The organism is Pengzhenrongella sp. (assembly GCF_036565025.1).
Lineage (GTDB): Bacteria > Actinomycetota > Actinomycetes > Actinomycetales > Cellulomonadaceae > Pengzhenrongella.
The window spans coordinates 1-4,216 of the sequence record NZ_DATCNW010000384.1 but is presented as its reverse complement, the minus strand read 5'-3'; the positions used below and the strand labels follow the sequence as shown (position 1 = coordinate 4,216).

Genomic DNA, 4,216 nt, shown 5'->3' with positions numbered 1-4,216 from the left:
GTCCTATAGGACGTCAACGCTCGGACGTTGCGGGGTGGATCGGGGTGGATCGGGGTGGATCGGTCCGGCGGGTCGGGGGGGGGTTAGGCGCGGAAGACGGCCCAGGCGTGCGGGGCGATCAGGCCGGGTGCCGCGGTGCCGTCCTCGTCGCCGGAGGTCAGCACGAGCTCGCCGACCGGGACCGGCGGCTCGAACGGGTCGTCGGCCAGGTTGAGCACGAGGACGAGGCGCGCACCGCCTTCTGGCGAGCCGGCCGCGGTGGTGCCCTCGACGGTGGAGTCGGCCGCGAGCACGAGGTGCTCGTTCGTGACGTGCAGGACCGTCGAGCGGGCGTGCGCGAGCCAGGCGTGGTTGCGGCGCAGCCCGATCAGCCGCTGGTGCTCGCGGTAGGTCGGCCAGCCGACCTGGGCGAGCTCGCCGGGGGAGGCGGGGAAGGTCGGCCGGACCGCGTCGTCGCCGCCCTCGCGCTCCTCCTTGACGCCCCGGAAGCCCTGCTCGTCCCCGGAGTACACCGCGGGTGACCCGGCGACGAGGAAGAGCACGGCGAGCACGTGCGTGAGGTGCCGCGGGTCGGTGATCCGGCTCGCGAACCGGGTGACGTCGTGGTTGCCGGCGAACGTGAGCGGCAGGAAGTGTTCGGCGAACTCGTTGTGGCGCCCGAGCGTCCACGCGAGCTCGTGCAGGTTGGCGTCGAGGATCGAGCTCCACAGCGCCTTCCAGAGCTCGTACTGGGTGACCGAGTCGATGCCCGACTCCGCGACGTACCCGGAGTAGTCGCCGTGGATCATCTCCCCGACGATCCAGGTGTCCGGGTGCGCCGCGCGCACGGTCGGCAGCACCCGCCGCCAGAAGTCCGCCGGGATGGCGAACGCCGCGTCCAGCCGCCAGCCGTCGGCGCCGCGGTCGAGCCAGTGGATCATCACCTCCGCGACGTAGTCCGCGACCTCGGGGTTGGCGTGGTTGAGCGCGACGAGGCCGCCGTGCCCCTCGAAGACCTCCGGGACCAGCACGCCGTCGGCGTCGGGCGCCCAGCGGAACCAGCGGCCCGACGGCGAGTCGGGGCCGTCCGCGAGCGCGGCGACGAACCGGGGGTGGCCGCGCCCGACGTGGTTGAACACGCCGTCGAGCAGGATCCGCAGGCCCTTGGCGCGTGCGCCCGCGACGAAGGTGTCCCAGTCGGCGTCGTCCCCGAGCCGGGGGTCGATCCGCAGGTAGTCGATCGTGTCGTAGCCGTGGGTCTCGGACGCGAAGACCGGGCCGAGCAGCAACCCGTTCGCGCCGAGCTCCAGGACGTAGTCCAGCCAGCCGGTCAGGTGGGCGAGGCGATGCTCGACCGGACTGCCCGGCGCGGGAGCGGATTGGGACGCCCCGGTGAACCCGAGCGGGTAGATGTGCCACCAGATGGCATGGTCGGCCCAGGCCGGCATGAAGGCTCCTCGCGCGACAAGGCCCGGAGGGTCCCAGGCGGTACCCGATCGTCTCACGCCGCCCTTGTGGCGGACTGAGCAGGGGGTGAAGACAGCCCCGTCGCGAGCCCGCCATAGTGGTGCGAATGCCCCAGCGTGGGCCATCTGGTTCTCAAGGAGGAGAACGATGAGGCGTTCCACCAGCACGAAAGCGCTCGCGGTACTCACCGCAGGGTTGTTCGCCGCCGGGACCGTGCCCGCCTCGGCGGGCACCTCGGGATCCGACGTCAGCGCGCAGCCGCTCGCGGCCTACACCGGCACGCCCGTCACGGTCGCCGACAACCTCGCCGGGCCGCTGACATTCGACGTGACGGAGACCGGCGTCCTGTACGTCGGCCAGGCGACCATTGGCGTGCTCACGCGGTTCACGCCCGGCGCGGCACCGGTGAACCTCTTCTCGGATCCCGATCTCAACACCACCGGCGGTGACGGCCTGACCGGCGTGTCCGAAAAGGGTGGCGCGGTCACCTGGGCCGAGACGCGGCGCGACGCTCAAGGGACCGCCTTCTCGACGGACCTCAAGCGGCGCAGCGTGGGCGGCGCGATCGCCCAGATCGCCGACACCTTCGCGTACGAGCAGACGCACAACCCCGACTCGGTCAAGACGTACGGGATCCTGGGCTTGTCCGCTACCTGCCTGGCCACCCTTCCTGACGGGTTGGCGCCGTACACCGGAATTGTCGACTCCCACCCGTACGGGACCACGATCGGCAGCACCGGCTCGACCTACGTGGCCGACCAGCGCGCGAACGCGTTGTTGCGGATCGACAGCAGCGGCCACATCAGCACCGTCGCTGTGCTCCCGAGTGCGTCGTTCATCATCACCGCCGCGTACGCCGCCTCGCTGGGGCTGAACTCGTGCGTCATCGGGCACAAGCGGGTCTTGGAGCCTGGCCCGACCGACGTCGCGATCGGGCCCGACGGCAAGCTGTACGTGACCACCGTGCCCTTCATCTTCCCGAACAGTGGGCCCGCGCTCGGCGCGGTCTACCGCGTCAGCCCGAAGACCGGCGCGACCACGCGCGTCGCATCCGGCCTCAACGGCGCGACGAGCCTCGCAATCACGCCGACCGGCACGATCTTCGTGACCGAGCTCTACCGCAACCGGGTCACGAAGATCTCGAACGGGATCGTCACGCCCTACCTCAGCCTCACCGAACCGGCCGCGGTCGAATGGGCCAACGGCCACCTCTACGTCGCCACGAACATCTCCACCTACGGCAAGATCGTCCGCCTCCCCTGACCCGGGTCGTGCCTGTGGGTGGGGGCGGCTTTACTATGTCCGCGTGGGGGAAGCGCGGTGGTTGACGGACGAGCAGCAGTGCGCGTGGCGTGCGCTGATCGAGATGTCCGGCACCCTGCAGGCGGTCCTGGACCGCCAGCTGCAACAGACGTCCGGCATGCCGCACGCCTACTACCTGATCCTCGCGATGCTCTCGGAGGCGCCCGGCCGCTCGCTGCGGATGACCCAGCTCGCGGGCGTGCTGAACGCGTCGGCGTCCCGGACCTCCCATGCCGTCTCCAGGCTCGAGGAAGCCGGTTGGGTCCGGCGCGAACGTCACCCCACCGACGGGCGCGGGCACGTCGCGGTGCTGACCGAGCAAGGGTGGGACGTGCTCGTCGCCGCGGCGCCCCAGCACGCGGAGACCGTCCGTGCGGGAGTCTTCGACCCGCTCACGCCCGAGCAGGTCGAACAGCTCCGGGAGATCTCGCTGGCGATCCAGGGCGGCCTGGACGCCGTCGGGCACCGGCCGGTGGAGTAGGAGCGGACCGGCTCAGACCCAGGTCCGCAACCACATGTGCAGGTGCCAGAACGAGTACGGCACCACCTGCGCGGTCCAGATCGGGTAGAAGAACGCGCTCACGACGACGACTAGCGTGAGGAACGCCGCGACCCAGCTGCCCCCGCGTCGGCGTCGGGCGGGGTCGGCGTCGGGCGGCCCGAGGGCCTTCCCCAGCGCGTAGGTGAGCACCAGGACCATCCACGGCGCGAACGCGATCGAGTAGAACGTGAACACGGTGCGGTGCGTGTAGGCGAACCACGGCACCCAGCCCGCGAGGATGCCCGACAGCGCGGCGCCCGCCCGCCAGTCGCGCGTGCGCAGCAGCCACCACACGCACGCGAGCATCGCCGCGCTCGCGGCCCACCACAGGATCGGGTTGCCGAGCGAGGTGATCGCCTGCGAGCAGGCGTCCGCGTCGCACATCGCGCGCGCCGGCACGGGTGTGTCGTAGAAGAACGACGTCGGCCGCCACTGCACCGACCAGCCGGCCGGGTGCGCGGCGTACGCGTGCGTCGCGGTGAGGTTGTTGTGGAAGTTCCACATGTCCAGGTGGTAGTGCCACAGCGACCGGAGCGACTCGGGCAGCCAGGTGACGCCCTCGCCGGGGTGAGCCGCGGCCCAGCCGCGCAGGTAGGCCCCGGGGGAGCGGAACCAGCTGAACCAGCTCGCGAGGTAGGTGAGGGCCGCGAGCGGCACCAGGGTGAGGGCCGCGGGCACGCCGTCGCGCAGCACCCCGGCCGACAGCCAGCGCCGCACGCCGACGTCGCGCCGCGCGCCGACATCCCAGAGCACGGTCATCAGCCCGAACACCGCGAGGAAGTACAGGCCCGACCACTTCGTGCCGATCGTCAGCCCGAGCAGGACGCCCGCAGCGAGCCGCCACCAGCGCAGCCCCAGGCCCGGACCCCATCGGGTCCGGAGCGGTCCGGCGTCGACGTTCTGGGTGATGCGGCTCGCGAGCCGCCG

4 protein-coding genes are annotated in these 4,216 nt (G+C 71.6%); 2 read left to right on the top strand and 2 right to left on the bottom strand.

All coding sequences use genetic code 11. From position 1 onward, the window contains the following. Nucleotides 1–83: 83 nt before the first annotated feature. Nucleotides 84–1,427, bottom strand: a complete 1,344-nt coding sequence (locus VIM26_RS21865; protein WP_331955212.1) for an alpha-amylase family glycosyl hydrolase — start codon at nt 1,425–1,427, stop codon at nt 84–86. A gap of 166 nt (nt 1,428–1,593) precedes the next feature. Here VIM26_RS21865 and VIM26_RS21860 point away from each other — a divergent pair, with 166 nt between their 5' ends. Further along, on the top strand, nt 1,594–2,709 hold the full coding sequence (locus tag VIM26_RS21860; protein ID WP_331955210.1) for a ScyD/ScyE family protein: 1,116 nt from the start codon (nt 1,594–1,596) through the stop codon (nt 2,707–2,709). A gap of 43 nt (nt 2,710–2,752) precedes the next feature. After that, nucleotides 2,753–3,229, top strand: a complete 477-nt coding sequence (locus tag VIM26_RS21855; protein ID WP_331955208.1) for a MarR family winged helix-turn-helix transcriptional regulator — start codon at nt 2,753–2,755, stop codon at nt 3,227–3,229. Nucleotides 3,230–3,241: 12 nt separating this feature from the next. On the opposite strand, the gene VIM26_RS21850 is transcribed toward VIM26_RS21855, so the two are convergent. Further along, nucleotides 3,242–4,216, bottom strand: a 975-nt coding sequence (locus VIM26_RS21850; RefSeq protein ID WP_414696543.1) for a dolichyl-phosphate-mannose--protein mannosyltransferase, incomplete at its 5' end; no start/stop codon positions are given.